General features: G+C 35.4%; 8 protein-coding genes. 7 read left to right on the forward strand and 1 reads right to left on the reverse strand.

Annotation, left to right across the window (positions count from 1 at the left end; all coding sequences use genetic code 11):
* The first annotated feature begins 190 nt into the window (after positions 1 to 190).
* The 4 genes from EKM05_RS14170 (at position 191) to EKM05_RS14185 (ending at position 7,574) form a co-directional block, all read left to right on the forward strand.
* The gene (locus EKM05_RS14170) at positions 191 to 1,612 is read left to right on the forward strand and encodes a glycogen synthase (RefSeq protein WP_126556340.1); all 1,422 of its coding nucleotides are present in this window, start codon (positions 191 to 193) and stop codon (positions 1,610 to 1,612) included.
* Positions 1,609 to 2,889 (forward strand): glucose-1-phosphate adenylyltransferase, encoded by a 1,281-nt coding sequence (locus EKM05_RS14175; RefSeq protein ID WP_126556343.1) that lies wholly within the window; start codon positions 1,609 to 1,611, stop codon positions 2,887 to 2,889. Before EKM05_RS14170 ends, EKM05_RS14175 begins: the two co-directional genes overlap by 4 nt.
* Positions 2,890 to 2,957: 68 nt before the next feature.
* Positions 2,958 to 4,865, forward strand: a complete 1,908-nt coding sequence (gene glgB / locus EKM05_RS14180) for a 1,4-alpha-glucan branching protein GlgB (RefSeq protein WP_126459777.1) — start codon at positions 2,958 to 2,960, stop codon at positions 4,863 to 4,865.
* A gap of 309 nt (positions 4,866 to 5,174) precedes the next feature.
* Positions 5,175 to 7,574: a glycoside hydrolase family 31 protein gene (locus tag EKM05_RS14185; protein WP_126556345.1), complete on the forward strand. Its 2,400-nt coding sequence runs from the start codon at positions 5,175 to 5,177 to the stop codon at positions 7,572 to 7,574.
* A gap of 103 nt (positions 7,575 to 7,677) precedes the next feature.
* Here EKM05_RS14185 and EKM05_RS14190 read toward each other — a convergent pair whose 3' ends face one another.
* Positions 7,678 to 8,268: a hypothetical protein gene (locus EKM05_RS14190; RefSeq protein WP_126556348.1), complete on the reverse strand. Its 591-nt coding sequence runs from the start codon at positions 8,266 to 8,268 to the stop codon at positions 7,678 to 7,680.
* A 622-nt stretch (positions 8,269 to 8,890) separates the two neighbouring features.
* Between EKM05_RS14190 and EKM05_RS14195 the strand changes: the two genes are divergently transcribed.
* The 3 genes from EKM05_RS14195 to EKM05_RS14205 all read left to right on the forward strand — a co-directional run bounded on the left by EKM05_RS14195 (position 8,891) and on the right by EKM05_RS14205 (position 15,880).
* Complete coding sequence (locus EKM05_RS14195; RefSeq protein ID WP_126556351.1) at positions 8,891 to 9,490, forward strand: hypothetical protein; 600 nt, start codon at positions 8,891 to 8,893, stop codon at positions 9,488 to 9,490.
* 105 nt (positions 9,491 to 9,595) lie between these two features.
* The gene (locus EKM05_RS14200) at positions 9,596 to 15,217 is read left to right on the forward strand and encodes an FISUMP domain-containing protein (RefSeq protein ID WP_126556354.1); all 5,622 of its coding nucleotides are present in this window, start codon (positions 9,596 to 9,598) and stop codon (positions 15,215 to 15,217) included.
* 93 nt (positions 15,218 to 15,310) lie between these two features.
* A complete protein-coding gene (locus EKM05_RS14205; protein WP_126556356.1) occupies positions 15,311 to 15,880 on the forward strand; it encodes a hypothetical protein in 570 nt (189 codons plus the stop codon).
* The last annotated feature ends 1,063 nt before the right edge of the window (positions 15,881 to 16,943 follow it).

Consider the following 16,943-nt stretch of genomic DNA (forward strand, 5'->3'; position numbering starts at 1 on the left):
CTTTTATCCTATTTTATTGTTGCTTATTTAATTGGTTTTCAATGAAATATCTTTTTTGTCATGTACTAAAAATTTTTTTAGTAAATTTAGAAAAACATAAAAGTAGTATTTTTTAGAAAGTTTTCAGGCGTATTTATATAAAAGACTAAAATAGGGGTTAAAATTAATTAAAAATATCAAAAGTTCATACATGGAAATATTTCATATCAGTGCAGAGTGTTATCCTGTTGCAAAAGTAGGAGGTTTAGCTGATGTAGTTGGCGCATTACCAAAATATCAAAACAATGCAGAGCATCGTGTAAGGGTTGTAATACCTTGTTATGATACAAAGTTTAAAAAAGAAAATGAGTTTGAATGTGTTCATTGGAGTTCTGTAAAACTTGGAAATTTTAATTTTCCGTATAGTATTCTAAAAGAAAAAACAGACCAACTAGGATTTGAATTGTATTTGGTTGACATTCCGGATTTATTCGACAGGAAAGACGTGTATGGTTACGAAGATGATATTGAACGTTTTTTGTCTTTCCAGATCGCCACTTTGGATTGGATTACAGGCAGAAGCGAAGTTGCTGATGTCATTAATTGTCACGATCATCATACAGGTATGATTCCATTTATGATGTTGTATTGTCACAAATACGAAAAATTACGAAATATTCCTTCCATGATTACCATTCATAATGGTTTATACCAAGGGCAGTTTGGGTTTAATAAATTATATTATTTACCCGAATTTGATTTGGCTCACGTAAATGTTTTAGAATGGGATAATTGCATTAATTCATTGGCAGTAGCCATAAAATGTGCTTGGGCTGTTACCACAGTTTCTCCAAATTATCTAAATGAAATCAACTATTCAGCAAATGGTCTGGAATCACTATTTAATTTGGTTCGGTATAAGTCTAAAGGGATTTTGAACGGAATTGATATTGAAGTTTGGGATCCGGAAAAAGACGCGATGATAGAAAAAAACTATTCGATTAAAAATTTTGAAAAAGGAAAACAGGAAAATAAAGAAAAATTATGCAAACTCTTTAATTTAGATCCAACAAAACCACTTTTTAGTTTTATTGGAAGATTATTAGAAGAAAAAGGAGGGGATTTATTACCACCAGCCGCAGCTCTTGCTTTATCTGAGAATTATCAACAAATTAATATTTTGATTTTAGGATCCGGAAGTACAATTATTGAAAAACAATTGAATACTTTGCTACAAGATTACAAAGGAAATTACAATACGTTTATTGGTTATAATGAAGAATTAGCACACTTGATTTACGCCGGTTCTGATTTTTTATTAATGCCTTCCAGAGTAGAGCCTTGCGGTTTAAACCAAATGTATTCGTTGCGCTACGGAACAATTCCCATTGTGAGACGAACTGGTGGGTTAAGAGACACAGTTGTTGATTTTGGCGATGACGGAAACGGAATTTGCCACGATCAGGCCACAGTTGGTGATGTTTGTTATTCTATTCAAAGAGCCGTCAATTTATATGATGATAAAGAACATCTGAACAAAATTAGAAAAATAGGAATGAACACAGACCATTCATGGGAGCGTGTTTGTCAGGAATATATAGAAATGTACAAACTAATAAGCAACAAGAAATGAAACCCAAAAAGAAAAATGTTATTGCAATTATTTTAGGTGGAGGACAAGGTTCAAGATTGTATCCCTTGACAGAATCACGATCAAAACCAGCTGTACCAATAGGAGGAAAATACCGATTGGTTGATATTCCTATTTCAAATTGTATGAATTCAGATATTTACAGAATGTTTGTATTGACACAATTTAATTCGGCTTCCCTGAATGCACACATAAAAAACACCTATAACTTTAGTATTTTTAGCCATGCCTTTGTTGATATTCTTGCTGCTGAACAAACTCCTGATAATCCAACCTGGTTTCAAGGGACTGCCGATGCCGTAAGACAATGTATGCCTCATTTCTTAAACCATGATTTCGATTATGCGTTGATACTTTCCGGAGATCAGTTGTACCAAATGGATTTCAACGATATGTTAGAAGAACACATTAAGAACGAAGCTGATATCTCTATTGCTACTTTGCCAGTAAATGCTAAAGATGCGCCTGAATTTGGGATATTAAAAACAAACTCCGAAAGCTGTATTGAATCCTTTATCGAAAAACCAGCGAAGGAATTATTACCGGATTGGGAATCGGATGTGAGTGAACAAATGAAAAGTGAAGGAAAAAATTACTTGGCTTCGATGGGAATCTACATTTTTAACAAAAAACTGTTGGTCGATATCATGTCCAATAAAGAAACCAAAGATTTTGGCAAAGAAATTATTCCGCAAGCGGTAGGCCACAGAAAGATTTTAAGTTATCAATATGAAGGATATTGGACGGATATTGGTAATATAGATTCCTTTTTTGAAGCGAATATTGGACTTACGGATGACTTGCCAAAATTTAATTTATTTGATGATATTAATAAAATTTATACCAGACCAAGATTATTGCCGCCATCAAAATTCCAAAAAACAATGGTTGATAAATCATTGATTTCAGAAGGTTGCATTTTGAATGCCAAAGAAATTAATCGTTCTGTAATTGGTATTCGATCCAGAATAGGGGAGGGAACTATCATTCAAAACAGCTACGTAATGGGTAATGATTTCTATCAGAATATTGATGATATGAATGAAGATCTTAAAAGCGACAGACAATTGGTTGGAATTGGGGAAAGATGTTTTATAAGTAATGCTCTCGTGGATAAAAACTGCAGAATTGGTAATGATGTATATATCAATGGTGGAAACCATCTAGAAGATTTTTCTAATGAGTTGTATGCCATAAAAGATGGAATTGTTGTTATCAAAAAAGGAGCAGTTATACCAGACAATTACATTATTAAGTAACCCTAAAAACTGTTTTTCTTACACTAATATTCTGATTTTTACACGAAGCAGAAGCATACAATTGTTATATGAGCAAAGTTATCTCGCATTCCCTTTTTACCGATTTCGATATTGAATTATTCAAATCAGGGAAACATTTTCGTCTGTATGAAAAACTAGGTGCACATCTTCTTTCAGTTGATGGAACAGACGGTGTTTATTTTGCGGTTTGGGCGCCAACAGCTCAGTCTGTTTCTGTAGTTGGGGATTTCAATTTCTGGACACAAGGTAAACATCTGTTGGAAGTTCGCTGGGACTCCTCTGGCATTTGGGAAGGATTTATTCCAAACATCAAAAAAGGGACAACCTATAAATATAAAATACAATCTAATAATGGTGGAATCATAACAGAGAAAGCGGATCCGTTTGCTTTTTATTGTGAAAAACCACCACACACTGCCTCAGTAGTTTGGGATTTAGAGTATCAATGGAAAGACAAAAACTGGATGAAAACGCGTCAGAACCACAATGGTTTAGACAAGCCTTATTCAGTATATGAAGTCCATTTAGGATCCTGGAAACGGCATGCAGAAGATAATCGCTTTCTGACGTATCTAGAATTTGCCGAAGATTTAGTACATTATATAAAAGAAACTGGATTTACGCACGTGGAGTTCATGCCCATCATGGAATATCCATACGATCCGTCTTGGGGCTATCAATTAGTGGGGTATTTTGCACCAACTTCCCGTTTTGGGAATCCACAGGAATTCATGCATTTAGTAGATAAATTGCACGAAGCAGGAATTGGAGTAATCCTGGATTGGGTACCCTCTCATTTTCCAGATGATGCACATGGTTTAGGATTTTTTGACGGTTCCAATCTTTTTGAACATCCAGATCGTAAAAAAGGCTATCATCCAGATTGGAAAAGTTTAGTTTTCAATTATGGACGAAATGAGGTTCGCTCTTTTTTGATTAGTAATGCGTTATTTTGGTTGCAACATTACCATGCGGATGCTTTGCGGGTAGATGCCGTCGCCTCGATGTTGTATCTGGATTATTCCAGAAAAGAAGGCGAATGGGAACCTAATATTTACGGTGGAAGAGAAAATCTAGATACTATTAGTTTCCTGAAAGAATTTAATGAAGCCGTGTATCTAAATTATGAAGGCGTTCAAACCATAGCTGAGGAAAGTACCTCGTTCCCAATGGTTTCGAGACCAACATCTATCGGAGGTTTGGGTTTTGGAATGAAATGGATGATGGGCTGGATGCACGATACTTTGGAATATTTTCAAAAAGACACGGTGTACAGAAAGTACCATCAAAATGATTTGACTTTCTCAATGACCTATACTTTTTCGGAAAATTTTATGTTGCCGCTTTCGCATGATGAAGTGGTGTACGGAAAAAAATCTATAGCAGGAAGAATGCCAGGAGATGAATGGCAGAAATTTGCGAATTTAAGATTACTTTATGGTTACATGTTTATGCATCCCGGAACTAAATTATTGTTCATGGGAAGTGAATTTGGACAAAGCAACGAATGGAATTTTGAAGGAAGTTTAGATTGGCATTTATTGCAATATCCCTATCATGAAGGCGTAAAAAAATTAATTACAGATTTGAATAAATTGTATAAAACACAACCTGGATTATATGAAAAACAATTCAGTCCGGAAGGTTTTGAATGGATTAATTATTCGGATCATCAAAATGCGGTGATGTCTTTCATTCGAAAAGGAAATGATCTAAAAAACGATATAATTGTAGTGTGTAATTTCACGCAAGTGGTGCGCCCTGATTATCGAATTGGTTTACCTAAAAAAGGAAAATTGACAGAAATTTTTAACAGTGATGCTTCAAATTATGGAGGAAGCGGCGTTTCTAATACTACAAAAATAGCAATTGAGTCATTGCCTTATGATGGAAGAGATTATTCTGCTGAATTGTTATTGCCGCCGTTAAGTGTTATTGTTTTTAAAATCGGATAATTTTTAACAAAACGATTTAGAGGTTAAGAGAACTTCAGATTACAATGAGAATTAGAGATTAAGAGTATTTAAAGCTTAATTATGTAGGTGTAACAACTAATTTAAATTTAGTGTTGATTTATCGTTTTTTTTGATTTTAACTCCTAATCTCTTACCTTCTTTGTTTAAAAACACACACCTATTTATCTCTAAATTTAAGTGTCTAAAAACTATAACGTTTTCGTTAATAAACCCCACACATATAACTGTTTACAAAGTAATTTCGTAAGTTTGAATGCTAGAAAAAGATTAAAATTAATACCATAAAACATGATTACAAATACAGAATTAGAATATAAGGGAGATTTATATCCCACAAAAATAATTTCTTTTGAACAGGAAGTTGATTCAATCTATTTTCATACCGATAATAGTGTCATCTTGAAAGTAACCATATTAAGAGATAGTTTAATCCGATTTAGATTTACAACAAAAGGGTATTTTAGCAATGATTTTTCTTATGCAATTGATAAAAGTCATTCTCATGGTTATAATTTTCTGGAAGTTTCTGAAGCAGAAGAGTATTATCAGATAAAAACCAGTAAAGTACAATGCAGGATTCAAAAAATAGACATGAGAGTATCTATTTATGATCTAGAAGAAAATATTATTTTAGAAGATGAGCTTGGATTTCATTGGGAAGAAAGCTATGAATATGGCGGTAACATTGTCAAAATGAGTAAGGCTTCAAAAGACGGGGAATGTTTTTACGGACTTGGCGACAAAGCAACCCAAATGAATTTGAAGGGAAAAAGACTGGAAAATTTTGCAACAGATCAATATGCTTTTCAAAAAGATCAAGAGCCCTTATACAAAGTTGTTCCATTTTATATTGGATTACGAAACAAGAAATCCTATGGTATTTTCTTTGATAATACCTTTAGAACCTATTTTGATTTTTGTCACGAAAGAAGAAATGTAACCAGTTATTGGGCTGAAGGTGGAGAAATGAATTATTATTTCATTTACGGACCCCAAATGCAAGATGTGGTTACAACGTATACTGATTTGACCGGTAAGCCAGAATTGCCACCACTTTGGGCACTTGGATACCACCAATGCAAATGGAGTTATTATCCGGAAAGCAATTTAAAAGAAGTTGCAGCTAAATTTAGAGAGTTGAAAATTCCATGTGACGCACTGTATTTGGATATTGATTATATGGAAGGTTTTCGATGTTTTACTTGGAACAAAGAATATTTTCCGGATCCAAAAAGAATGGTGGCTGAATTAGCCGAAGATGGTTTCAAAACAGTTGTAATTATCGATCCGGGAATAAAAATTGACAAAGAATATTCGGTATATCAAGAAGCTTTAGAAAAAGATTATTTCTGCAAAAGAGCTGACGGTCCATACATGAAAGGAAAAGTATGGCCGGGAGAATGTAATTTTCCGGATTATACAAACCCTGCGGTACGGGAGTGGTGGGCTGGATTGTTCAAAGAATTAATTTCGGAAATTGGAGTAAAAGGAGTGTGGAATGACATGAATGAACCCGCAGTAATGGAGGTTCCTAATAAAACATTTCCAATGGATGTGCGCCATGATTACGACGGAAACCCTTGCAGTCATAGAAAAGCACATAATATTTATGGTACACAAATGGCCAGAGCAACCTATCATGGTGTGAAACGATTTGCATATCCAAAAAGACCCTTTGTAATAACAAGATCAGCATACGCAGGAGCACAACGGTACACGTCTTCTTGGACTGGAGATAATGTAGCCACTTGGGAACATTTATGGATTGCAAATATTCAGGTGCAACGTATGTCTCTATCTGGTATGGGTTTTACAGGATCAGATATTGGTGGATTTGCAGAACAACCATCAGGCGAATTGTATGCCCGTTGGATTCAATTGGGTGTTTTTCATCCTTTTTGCAGAACTCATTCTTCAGGAGATCACGGCGATCAGGAACCATGGGCTTTTGATGAAGAAGTGATCAATATCACTAGAAAGTTCGTGAATTTAAGATACCAATTATTACCTTATTTATATACCATGTTTTGGCAATATATTGAGGAAGGAATTCCTATGTTGAAGCCATTAGTATATTATGATCAGGAAGATATTCAAACGCATTATAGAAATGACGAATTTGTTTTTGGAAATCAAATTCTTGTTTGTCCTATTTTAGAACCTAATTCAGTAGGAAGGCGCATGTATATTCCTCGTGGACAATGGTATAATTATTGGACCAACGAATTGGTCAATGGCGGAAAAGAAATATGGGTAGGTACTAAGTTTGATGAAATTCCAATTTTTGTAAAAGCAGGAGCAATCATTCCTAAATATCCGGTTCAACAATATGTTGGCGAACTGGAGTTTGATGAGTTAACACTGGATATTTATTATCACGAAGGAAAAGAAAAATCAGTAGTGTATGAAGATGCGCAAGATGGATATGATTATAAAAAAGGACGGTATAGCTTTTTGTCTTTTCAAGCAACCGGAAAAGAGAAGGAACTGATCATTCAGTTGCATAAAGAAGGAAAATACGACACTAATTATTCTAAGTATAAATTAAATTTGATTGGACTTCCTTTTAAAGTCAAAACAATAGAAATTGATAACGTTGAAGTTGTATTTGATAAAATTACTTTGGATAATGAGGGCTATTTTATTGTTGATAAGGGATTTACAGCTTTGTATATTATTGGAGAATAACAAAAAAATGATACTTTTAAATTTAATTTTATAAATTAAGTTAATTACTTTTCTATGTTTGAAATACCTACGGGTTATCTATAACTATCTTAAATAATGTCAATTAAGTGGGAAGTTTCCATATGAATTTTACAAAGCTTGAACCTATAATTCCTACTCCATCGATACTTAATCTGTTTTTAGCTGATAAATCGCCATATTTTGCTTTTAAGTCCGTTCTGGGTAAAGCATTTAAGGAATACTCAAAAGCAAATTTATCATTAACATCCCATCTAAAAGATAGATTTGTACCAATTGATAAATGAGAAGAAGGTTCGTTAAAACTTATTCCTCCTCCCCATGTACCCCATCTGTTTATTAGAGTGGGTTCTATACTGGGAATAAAGGTAGTTTTGATACTTCTTTGAAAAGCATATAAATATAATGGGAAATGGTACCCTAAGCCTATAAAATATTTATCAAATTGTATTTTATTGAAACTTTCATAACCAACAGATACTTCTACATTTCGATCAACCATCGAAAATTGTAAATTATAATTTATGGCTGATTTATCATTAGTTGGATCACTCCCAATAATTGCATTTCTTAAATCTAATCCTCCTGAAAAAGAGATATAGTTATCTTTTTCGGTTTGAGAATATGAATTACACGTTGCTAGTATTACTGCTAATATTATTACTGTTTTGCTCAATTTATTTTTTTTCATTCATTCATTTTATTCACATAATCTAATGCCTCTTTAATTTCTTCATCACTCATTTCAGTAATTATTATTACTTTTTTTAGATCTTCAATAGTGTACATTTTCCAGTTTTTTGTTGTGTTTAGCTTAAAATTTTAACTTAAAAAATTGTAATTTCTATAAAATTAAATTATTAAATTTTTTCTTTTTTACTCTGGGTAATAAGTGTTTTGTTTTGTGTTGTAAGTGAAAAAAAATTATGACTGATTTTATTATTTGTAATGAATAGAGCGTTGAATGAAAGTGTATTGTTCTTCAGAATTATTTTAATAATTACGTATTTTAAATGTAGAAATATTTCCAAAAAAAATAATCCGCAACACAAAATAGTTGTGAAATTAATGAAATAATTAAAATGTTTTTCCAGTAATTATTCGGTCGAATTTTAAATAGAAGAAATTATTTTGAAATTTTTGGGACATGAATTTTGTCGAAATATGAATTGTAACAGCTAGGATAGTCTGGATTTAATTGTGATTTCACATATTTCTCAAAAAGAATCACTTATTACTTGGTAGTGTGTTTTTTACTTTTTTTAATATAAAATTTGAATTAAATTTTAACGTAGTAAATGATGAAAAAAAAATTACTAGTACTGTTGTTTGGTTTTGGAACAGCAACGTATGCACAGGTTGGAGTAGGAACACTTGCTCCTAACGCATCTACAATGCTAGATGTGGTTGCAAATAATAAAGGAGTTATGATTTCTAGAGTCCCTTTGAAGGGAACCAATGATAGTACAACTATTTCAAATGGTAATGTAGAAAGTTTATTGGTTTACAATACACAGCTAATTGCTGATGTTAAGCCTGGTTATTATTATTGGCTTAATAATAAATGGAATAGAATAGTGAATACTGATGATGTAACAAAGGCATTGTCAATTTCTTCAATTGTGACAAAAACTAGTAGTTACGATGCTTTAACTACTGACGAGACCATCTTAGTAGATGCAACTTCCAATGCAGTGACGGTAACCTTGCCTTCAGCGGTATTGTCATTAGGAAAAAAATTTAACATTAAAAAAATTGATACTTCTAATAATAATGTGATCATAAAATCAGCTGCTGGAGCAATCGATACGATGACCTCCATTTCAGGAGGATTATGGTTGCAAACTTGGGTACTTCAATCGGATGGTACAAATTGGTTTGTGATAAGCAGTAACTAAGTTTTTTTTTACGTTTTGTAAGATACCTTTCTCTCTTATAATACCATAAAAGAAAAGTAGTGTTTAGAAAAAAAGAAATTTCCTTTTTTAATAAAAAACAGAAAAATGAAAAAAAATATTTTAATAGCATTGCTATTTTTGAGTTGTTTTATGGCAAAAGCACAAATAGGTATTGGTACACCAATGCCTGATCCTTCAGCAGTACTGGAATTAAAAAGTACTACTAGAGGTTTTTTGCCCCCTAGTTTAACGACCGTTCAACGTGATGCGATTATATCTCCAAAGGTAGGTTTAATGATTTATAATACCAGTAGAAGATGTTTAGAATGGTACAATGGTACTTTTTGGTATAACGGCTGTGGTATCGATAGCTCTTCGGGAGGAAGTGCTGTTATCTCGGGGTATAGTAGTGTTACTGCATCATCAGGGACTTTAACTGTTGGAAATTCTGCATCAGGGGTTACTCAAACCATAACGGCTTTAGTGGGTAAGGTTGGTAGTTATGATATTTCGGTAACTGTCAATGGCGTAACATTTACAGCTTCTGGTATTTTTACCGGAACAGGACCCCAGAACATTGTGCTTACCGCTTCAGGTACTCCCTTAAAAGGAGAAACCTCAAATTTTGTTTTAAACACTACCCCCAGCATTAGTTTTCCTAGAACAATTGTAGCAGTAGGTGTTGAAGGGTCTTCAAATGGTACTGCTGTAGTTTCGGGGTATAGCCCTTCTACGACATCAACAGGTACTTTAACCGCTGGTACTCCTGCATCAGGGGTAACCCAAACGATAACGGCTACTGTAGGCAGTATTGGTACTTATAATATTTTGACTATAGCCAATGGTGTAACGTATACCGGTTCCGGAACTTTTACAGGAACAGGACAACAGAATATTGTACTTACGGCTACAGGAATACCTTTAAAAGTACAGACCTCAAATTTTGTTTTAAATACAACCCCTAGCATTAGTTTTCCCCGTACAACTGTAGCGGCAATCGTTGGTACTAGTGTATCTTCAGGTGGTAGTGCTATTGTTTCGGCATACACGGGTGCTACGACATCTACAGGTACTTTAATTGCTGGTACTCCTGCGTCTGGGGTAACCCAAACCATAACGGCTACTGTAGGCAGTGTAGGTACTTATAATATCACGAAAACCATTAATGGCATAACGTATTCCGGTTCAGGTACTTTTACAGGAACAGGACAACAGGATATTGTACTTACCGCTACAGGTACTCCTATAGTAGCAGGAACTTCCAATTTTGTATTAGACACAACTCCATCCGTTAGTTTTTCTAGAACAATTTTAGCAGCTGGTTCAAATGGATCTTCAGGAGGTACAGGTATTGTTTTGGCATACGCGGGTGCTACGGCATCTACAGGAACTTTAACTGCTGGTACACCTGCAACTGGAGTAACCCAAACCATAACGGCTACAGTAGGGAGTGTTGGTACTTATACTATCACGAAAACCATTAATGGTGTAACTTTTACAGGTTCTGGCACTTTTTCAGGAACAGGGCAACAGGATATTGTGCTTACAGCTACAGGTACTCCTGTAGTAGCAGGTGTTTCTAATTTTGTATTAGACACAACTCCATCCGTTAGTTTTTTTAGAACAATTTTAGATGCTGGTTCAAATGGATCTTCGGGAGGTACAGGTATTGTTTCGGCATACACGGGTGCTACGACATCTACAGGTACTTTAATTGCTGGTACTCCTGCGTCTGGGGTAACCCAAACCATAACGGCTACTGTAGGCAGTGTAGGTACTTATAATATCACGAAAACCATTAATGGCATAACGTATTCCGGTTCAGGTACTTTTACAGGAACAGGACAACAGGATATTGTACTTACCGCTACAGGTACTCCTATAGTAGCAGGAACTTCCAATTTTATATTAGACACAACTCCATCCGTTAGTTTTTCTAGAACAATTTTAGATGCTGGTTCAAATGGATCTTCGGGAGGTACAGCTGTTGTTTCGGCATACACGGGTGCTACGGCATCAACAGGTACTTTAACCGCTGGTACTCCTGCATCTGGGGTGACTCAAACCATAACGGCTACAGTAGGCAGTATAGGTACTTATAATATCACGAAAACCATTAATGGTGTAACTTTTACGGGATCTGGCACTTTTTCAGGAACAGGGCAACAGGATATTATACTTACAGCTACGGGTACACCTGTAGTAGCGGGTATTACTAATTTTACATTAGACACAACTCCTGCAGTTAGTTTTTTTAGAACAATTTTAGATGCTGGTTCAAATGGATCTTCGGGAGGTACAGCAGTTGTGACAAGTTATACTAATAAATCATCATCAGGAACTTTAACTGCTGGTACTCCTGCGTCTGGGGTAACCCAAACCATAACAGCTACGATAGGAAGTGTAGGTACGTATAATATTACTACTATTACTAATGGCGTAACTTTTACGGGTTCTGGAACTTTTACCGGAACAGGGCAACAGGATATTGTGCTTACAGCTACAGGTACACCTGTAGCGTCTGGTATTACTAATTTTACATTAGACACAACTCCTACGCTTAGTTTTTCTAGGGTAATTGTCAGTGCAACTTCAGGTGGTACTGCTGTTGTGACAAGTTATAGTAATAAATCATCAGCAGGAACTTTAACTGCGGGTACCACTGTTTCTGGGGTAACCCAAACGATAACGGCTACAGTAGGAGGTGTAGGTACGTATACTATCACTACCATTAGTAATGGCGTAACTTTTACGGGATCTGGCACTTTTTCAGGAACAGGGCAACAAGATATTGTGCTTACCTCTACAGGTACACCTGTAGTTGCAGGAACTTCCAATTTTATATTAGACACAACTCCATCCGTTAGTTTTTCTAGAACAATTTTAGATGCTGGTTCAAATGGATCTTCGGGAGGTACAGCTGTTGTTTCGGCATACACGGGTGCTACGGCATCAACAGGTACTTTAATTGCTGGTACTCCTGCATCTGGGGTGACTCAAACGATAACGGCTACAGTAGGCAGTATAGGTACTTATAATATCACGAAAACCATTAATGGTGTAACTTTTACAGGTTCTGGCACTTTTTCAGGAACAGGGCAACAAGATATTGTGCTTACCGCTACAGGTACACCTGTAGTTGCAGGAACTTCCAATTTTATATTAGACACAACTCCATCCGTTAGTTTTTCTAGAACAATTTTAGATGCTGGTTCAAATGGATCTTCGGGAGGTACAGCAGTTGTGACAAGTTATACTAATAAATCATCATCAGGTACTTTAACTGCTGGTACTCCTGCGTCTGGGGTAACCCAAACCATAACAGCAACTGTAGGAGGTGTAGGTACGTATAATATTACTACTATCACTAATGGCGTAACTTTTACGGGATCTGGCACTTTTTCAGGAACAGGGCAACAAGATATTGTGCTTATTGCTACAGGTACTCCTGTAGTAGTTGAGACTTCAAATTTTGTTTTAAACACTACTCCTACACTTAGTTTTCCTAGAACAATAGTCTCTTCTATTGATTTATCTTCGGGTGGTACTGCTGTTGTGACAAGTTATAGTAATAAATCATCAGCAGGAACTTTAAATGCGGGTACCGCTGTGTCTGGGGTAACTCAAACCATAACGGCTACAGTAGGAAGTGTTGGTACCTATTCTATTACCGCTATTGCTAATGGGGTAACTTTTACGGGTTCTGGCACTTTTACAGGAACAGGATCACAGGATATTGTGATTATTGCTACAGGAACTCCTGTAGTAGTTGAGACTTCGAGTTTCTCTTTAAACACGACTCCTACACTTAGTTTTACTAGGGTAATTGTCAGTGTAACTTCGGGAGGTACAGCTGTTGTGACAAGTTATAGTAATAAATCATCAGCAGGAACTTTAAATGCTGGTACCGCTGTGTCTGGGGTAACTCAAACCATAACGGCTACAGTAGGCAGCTTAGGTACATATAATATTACCACCATTTCTAATGGTGTAACTTTTAGAGCTTCTGGCACTTTTACAGGAACAGGATCACAGAATATATTGTTTACGGCTACAGGTACTCCTGTAGTAGTAGGGACTTCTAATTTTGCATTAAACACGACTCCATCCATTAGTTTTACTAGGGTAATTGTCAGTGCAACTTCAGGAGGTACTGCTATTGTGACAAGTTATAGTAGTAAATCATCATCAGGTACTTTAAATGCTGGTACTCCTGCAACTGGGGTAACGCAAACGATAACAGCTACAGTAGGCAGTGTTGGTACGTATTCTATTACAGCTATTGCTAATGGGGTAACTTTTACGGGTTCTGGCACTTTTTCCGGAACAGGATTACAGGATATTGTACTTATTGCTACAGGAACTCCTATAGCAGTAGGAACTTTTAATTTCGTTTTAAACACAACTCCTACAGTTAGTTTTCCTAGGGTAATTGTCAGTGCAACTTCAGGAGGTTCTGCTGTTGTGACAAGTTATATTAGTACGGTATCCTCAGGAACTTTAACTGCCGGTACCGCTGTGTCTGGGGTGACCCAAACGATAAGAGCTACTGTAGGCAGTGTTGGTACCTATTCTATTACCGCTATTGCTAATGGTGTAACTTTTACAGGTTCTGGCACTTTTTCAGGAACAGGGCAACAGGATATTATACTTACCGCTACAGGTACTCCTGTAGTAGTTGAGATCTCGAATTTTGCATTAGACACAACTCCTACTGTTAGTTTTCCTAGAACAATTTTAGCGACTGGTTCAAATGCATCTTCAGGAGGTACGGCTGTTGTTTCGGCATACATAGGTACTACAGCATCAACAGGTACTTTAACTGTTGGTATTCCTGTATCTGGTGTAACCCAAACGATAACGGCTACAGTAGATAGTATTGGTACATACACTATCACCACTTTTATTAATGGCGTAGCTTTTACCGGTTCTGGAACTTTTACAGGAACAGGACAACAGGATATCGTGCTTACTGCTGCGGGGACACCTGCGGTAGCAGGCGTTAATAATTTTACATTAGAAACTACACCATCTGCTAATTTTCCTAGAGTTGTTATAGCAGCAGGTCCTGTTGGAGGTTATGCAATATGTGATGGGTCTGCACCTACTACAGTGGTAGATATTCTTTCGAGTACAGGAAAGACCTGGATGGACAGGAATTTAGGTGCCAGTCGGGCTGCAACTTACGAGAAGGATTTTCTGGCTTATGGGTGTTTGTATCAATGGGGTCGAGGTAATGACGGTCATGCGGGTATGAATTGGTCTAATTCTGCAAATGGAAGTCCGCTTCAATCAATAACGCATGATAAATCATTAACTGATAGTCCAGTTAATAAATTATTCATATTGGGTGATAGTTTGAATGGAAACTGGCGTTCAACACCAAACTCCAATTTATGGCAGGGTGTTTCCGGTATCAATAATCCTTGTCCTTCAGGATATAGAATACCCACAGATACTGAATTCACGGCAGAGATAAATGAGTATCATATTTCAGGAAGCTATAGGGCTTATGTTTCAATTCATAAGTTTGTTCTTTCAGGTTATCGGAATTCTAGAGATGGTAGGTTAGACAATAATGCTGGTAATAACGCTGTATATTGGACTAGTAATTCAATTTTTAATTCCGCAAAGATGTTTTATATGGAGTATATGCAGTCTAATGCATATGTTGGGAATAACTTTGATACTTCTTATGGTGCTTCCGTTCGTTGTATCAAAGACTAATTTTTTTAATTTCTTCCTGCCTTTAAGGCAGGAAGTTTTAAATATTTAGTTTTACGGTTTTTAAGTTAAATAATTTTTTAAAAAAAATAAAAAATGATGAAAAATATTTTAATAGCAATGCTATCGCTGAGTTGTTTTATGGCAAAAGCGCAAATAGGTATTGGTACACCTATGCCTGACCCTTCGGCAGTACTGGAATTAAAAAGTACTACCAAAGGTTTTTTGCCCCCTGGTTTAACTACGGTTCAACGTGATGCGATTGCGTCGCCAATGGCGGGTTTAGTGATTTATAATACGACCAAAAATTGTTTAGAGTGGTTTGATGGGACTACCTGGTATAACGGTTGTGGGGTTCAGGAATCCTCGGGAGCTACTGCTGTTGTCACGGCGTATAGCTGTTCTACTAATTCAGTGGGTACCTTAACTGTGGGTACTCCTGTGTCTGGGGTAACCCAAACCATAACGGCAACGGTTGATAGAGTGGGTGCCTATAGTATTTCGGCTAGTGCTAATGGGGTGACTTTTACGGGTTCTGGCTCTTTTGCAGGAACTGGATCTCAGGATATTGTACTTACTGCTTCAGGGACTCCCTTAGTAGTTGCCAACTCAAATTTTGTTTTAGATAGAAGTGTATCGTGTAATTTTAGCCGAAATACGCTTTAATGCTACTGGAGCCACAGCTACATTGAAGTAGTTATGTGAGTGGTGCTGATGTGCTTTTTAGCTTCTTTACAAATAATGCAAAGGCTGGAATTTATTACATGCGTTAATTCGGTAATAGTGTTCGTTGTATCAAAGACTAAATTGTTATTTTTTCTTCCTGTCCTTTGAGGCAGGAAGTTTTAAATATTTAGGTTTTACGTTTTTTTAAACCCTAGATTCAAGTTACAAAAACAAAAAAAGGATAAAAAATAACATGACTTTCCGTTCGGACTACCAGTCAATTTTTGCTGCCACAACATGAGGAACTCGATCTGGCGAAGCAATTATCCTGAATTTCTATTTTAATCTTTTAAAAAAAAACGGTAAAAATCAGTGTAATTTTTATCATTTTTTTTTAGAAATACTGCTCTTTTGTAAATTTAGTCCGCTTATCGAACAGTACTAAAAAATATTTTGAAAGCGTTGTTATTTCTCAATTGTTTGAATACTGCATTAGCATTCAAATAAGATATTTCTATAATATTTTATTTACCGTACTAGCTTTATCGACACTTTTAGGAGGTCCAGTTAATGATAATTCAGTGGTTAAGTAATTGTGTTTTGAACTTTATTGTGATGAAGAATTGATATAAGTTGTGTTGCGGAAGTTAATGTGTACAATTTTGAAGCATAATCTAGCTTATTTTTATAAATATAATTTTTATTTTTCTATTCTGTCTATTTTTAAAAACAAGTATTTTTTGTGTTTATATTTTTTACACACCTACTTTTCAGGTATTTAACCGCTAAAATTGTTAAAAATATTTTTAATTATATTGGTTGTAAATAATCGCATATTTGGACTTTTTTTTTGTTAGTGTTAATAATATATGCGAATCAAGGGTTAAAAAAGAAAGAAATATCTGTTTAAAAATCAGATTAATAAGCTGATAATCAGTATATTTATAGTGTATCTAACGCACATTTAAATATATGATTAATCAGCTTAAAGCCCTAAAATTAATAAAAATCTACTCAATAATCTGCGACAGATTTGAAAAAGATTTAAAATATACTTGCGAAC

The organism is Flavobacterium sp. GSP27, assembly GCF_003970395.1.
In the GTDB taxonomy this organism is placed as follows: domain Bacteria; phylum Bacteroidota; class Bacteroidia; order Flavobacteriales; family Flavobacteriaceae; genus Flavobacterium.

Excerpts from the sequence above, each read along its gene's own strand:
- EKM05_RS14195 (WP_126556351.1), top strand. The coding sequence starts at position 8,891 with ATGATGAAAAAAAAATTACTAGTACTGTTGTTTGGTTTTGGAACAGCA.
- EKM05_RS14185 (WP_126556345.1), top strand. The coding sequence starts at position 5,175 with ATGATTACAAATACAGAATTAGAATATAAGGGAGATTTATATCCCACA.
- EKM05_RS14200 (WP_126556354.1), top strand. The coding sequence starts at position 9,596 with ATGAAAAAAAATATTTTAATAGCATTGCTATTTTTGAGTTGTTTTATG.
- EKM05_RS14205 (WP_126556356.1), top strand. The coding sequence starts at position 15,311 with ATGATGAAAAATATTTTAATAGCAATGCTATCGCTGAGTTGTTTTATG.
- EKM05_RS14175 (WP_126556343.1), top strand. The coding sequence starts at position 1,609 with ATGAAACCCAAAAAGAAAAATGTTATTGCAATTATTTTAGGTGGAGGA.
- glgB (WP_126459777.1), top strand. The coding sequence starts at position 2,958 with ATGAGCAAAGTTATCTCGCATTCCCTTTTTACCGATTTCGATATTGAA.
- EKM05_RS14170 (WP_126556340.1), top strand. The coding sequence starts at position 191 with ATGGAAATATTTCATATCAGTGCAGAGTGTTATCCTGTTGCAAAAGTA.